Origin of the sequence: Xenorhabdus yunnanensis (assembly GCF_028598805.1) — a bacterium.
Classification (GTDB): Bacteria; Pseudomonadota; Gammaproteobacteria; order Enterobacterales; family Enterobacteriaceae; genus Xenorhabdus; species Xenorhabdus yunnanensis.
In genome coordinates this window covers 1-2,325 of record NZ_JAQRFI010000131.1, presented here as the reverse complement: position 1 = coordinate 2,325, position 2,325 = coordinate 1, and the positions used below count along the sequence as shown (strand labels likewise).

The following is a 2,325-nucleotide window of genomic DNA, read 5'->3' as shown; positions in this document are numbered from 1 at the left end:
ATCCCGCATGTACAAAAACATCAACTGCAAAAAATTTTTCAGTTGTGAAAATCTCACATGAGCAAAAAGCATGATCAACATGGTGATACCTGCACCATGCAGAAGTTAAAGTCGGGGAATCCCACCTTTAGCTAACACGTTGATTTTGTTAATTTCCGGCATGGAGCAGGAATTCAATGAAATCAAGGGGTTAAAAGAGGATAATTGTCCTATTTACGTAACTTGTTGATTTTACATGACTCTGTCACTGTGCCAGACATTAGGGAAATCAAGGAGTGGTGAATGTTTATGGTTGAATGAATTGATGGGGGTTGTGTGGGAGGGGATACAAGTGGGTGCATGAGGATAATATAACCAGCGATACAGTTTTAATTTGAAATATATTTTTTATCACATTTCCATAAATTAGCTGACTTCCACTTCACAGATTAGGAAAATTCCGATCATATATTAGGGGGAGTTAATTAGTATAAAGAGCAATACAATCATTCGGTACTTATAACACAAAGTTTACTTCAGCTAGCATTCAGTGCTCATGCTATTACTCAATTAAATGGGATATAAGAATGACTTCAGAAAAACAATCTATTAGCATCATTTATGATGGTGAAGCTCTAGCTGCACATAAAATGGATGCCATTTCTTTTGCTAAGAGCCTACAAGGATTAGGGGAAGCTATACATGCAGCCAACACCATTATCAACGGTAATAGTGAATTTGAAGTCAATATTGATGCCCAATTAATTGCAGGTTCTTTTGGGTTTAATCTTGAGATTATACAACATCTGAAAAATGCAAAAGATGTGCTTAAACTTCTAGGACTTACAGTCAGTAAAGCAGTTGTTGGTGAGACAACTGTTTTGGATGTGTTACAAAAACTACAGGGTAGAAAAATTGATATCATTGAAGCAAATAATTCAACAGATACCGTAAAAATTTCTGTGGATGGAGACGAAATAACATGCTCCAAGGATGTTGAAAAAATTGTCAATTCACCTGAAATTCGCAAAGCAATCGATACATTTGTACGGCAACCACTGCTTAGAAATGGTATTGATAGATTTATTGTGAAGCCATCGCAAGATTCAGATCAAACATTTGCTGATATATCAAAAAATGATGCTGATTACTTTAAATCACCTAAAGTACTCTTTGAAACTAAAGAAGATGATGATGAATTCGAAACAACTATAACGTTTATTTCTGCAAATATTGAGAATAAAAATGGTTGGAAGGCTGAATTACATCAAGAAAAAATCACAGTTCGCATGGAAGATGAAGAGTTCACGCTTCGCCTTAAACAAGAGGATGCTCCCAGCATTTTCGGAGAACTTTTTTCCGTCAAAATGAGAAAAACCACTAAAAATAGTGGTGGAAATCTAACTGAATCGTATACTGTGCTTAAAGTTGGTAGGCAATTCGGTAGTCAGAATAAATAATAGTAATAACGGGGTTATTATGCTGCAAGATATAAATGTGATTAGCTTGCTTGGGCTGTCTCTTGCTCTGCCAGCCCTGTATTTTACCTTCCGTCTGTTGTTTTTACTACTACGCTTATTGCTCTCCATTCTATTTTCTAAAGAAAAAGTGACAATTACTTACCAGGACAAAAATGGTAAGACATATAAGCAAAAAATTTATCTTGAGAAAGATGATGAGCTCATCAAAATTCTTGATGATATAGCTGAAAAAAACAGCCACAAGAGGGAATCTCATGGCTGAAACTAAGAACAAAAAAAGTAGCCGTCTTGTTGGAATTACTGGCGGTGGGGGGCTTGGAACAATTTTAATTCAAATGGCAGGAATGATTAATGATCCCACCATGAAAAACATCTATTTATCTGCAGTTCCTTTTTTTTCTTTGTTATTAGGAGGGATATTTACTTTTATTGCTGAAACATGCTCTCTTGATGCAAACTACATACGTAAACGGATTGAGCTTAAATTTACCAAATGGGTACTTCGACGCGGGATAAAAACAGCTCCTACTGATGATTTACGTTCGTTAGCCGAACAGCGATATAATATAATTTTAGGTATCGAAATAGGGGTCTATAACATTGATGATTATTTAAAAACAGCAACTCCCCCACCTATTGTTATATCTTCACCATCAGATAACTCGCCTCCTACTCAATAAATAATTCCCCTCACCCCGAGGGCTTCTTACTTATCACGACCCCAAATCACTCTCCCCTGCCTCACATTCCACCCCGAATCTGCCGATGTTTACTCTATTAACGTAAAGTGATCATTCAACAAATCCAAGCTGGTTGACAAGGCAGGGTAATAATGTAAAACCAGTTGACGCAAAAATACTACTTC

3 protein-coding genes are annotated in these 2,325 nt (G+C 36.3%); all 3 read left to right on the top strand.

Annotated elements, in window-relative coordinates; genetic code table 11:
* Positions 1-566 precede the first annotated feature (566 nt).
* From PSI23_RS21015 to PSI23_RS21005, 3 genes are read left to right on the top strand one after another with little or no spacing between them, the layout of a single operon-like run.
* Positions 567-1,439 (top strand): LAPAL motif-containing putative phage structural protein, encoded by an 873-nt coding sequence (locus PSI23_RS21015; protein WP_273556897.1) that lies wholly within the window; start codon positions 567-569, stop codon positions 1,437-1,439.
* 19 nt (positions 1,440-1,458) lie between these two features.
* Positions 1,459-1,722, top strand: a complete 264-nt coding sequence (locus tag PSI23_RS21010; RefSeq protein ID WP_273556896.1) for a hypothetical protein — start codon at positions 1,459-1,461, stop codon at positions 1,720-1,722.
* Positions 1,715-2,140, top strand: a complete 426-nt coding sequence (locus PSI23_RS21005; protein WP_273556895.1) for a hypothetical protein — start codon at positions 1,715-1,717, stop codon at positions 2,138-2,140. Before PSI23_RS21010 ends, PSI23_RS21005 begins: the two co-directional genes overlap by 8 nt.
* The last annotated feature ends 185 nt before the right edge of the window (positions 2,141-2,325 follow it).

What these genes read in the sequence shown, in the direction of transcription:
- PSI23_RS21015 (WP_273556897.1), top strand. Translation starts at nt 567, where the DNA reads ATGACTTCAGAAAAACAATCTATTAGCATCATTTATGATGGTGAAGCT.
- PSI23_RS21010 (WP_273556896.1), top strand. Translation starts at nt 1,459, where the DNA reads ATGCTGCAAGATATAAATGTGATTAGCTTGCTTGGGCTGTCTCTTGCT.
- PSI23_RS21005 (WP_273556895.1), top strand. Translation starts at nt 1,715, where the DNA reads ATGGCTGAAACTAAGAACAAAAAAAGTAGCCGTCTTGTTGGAATTACT.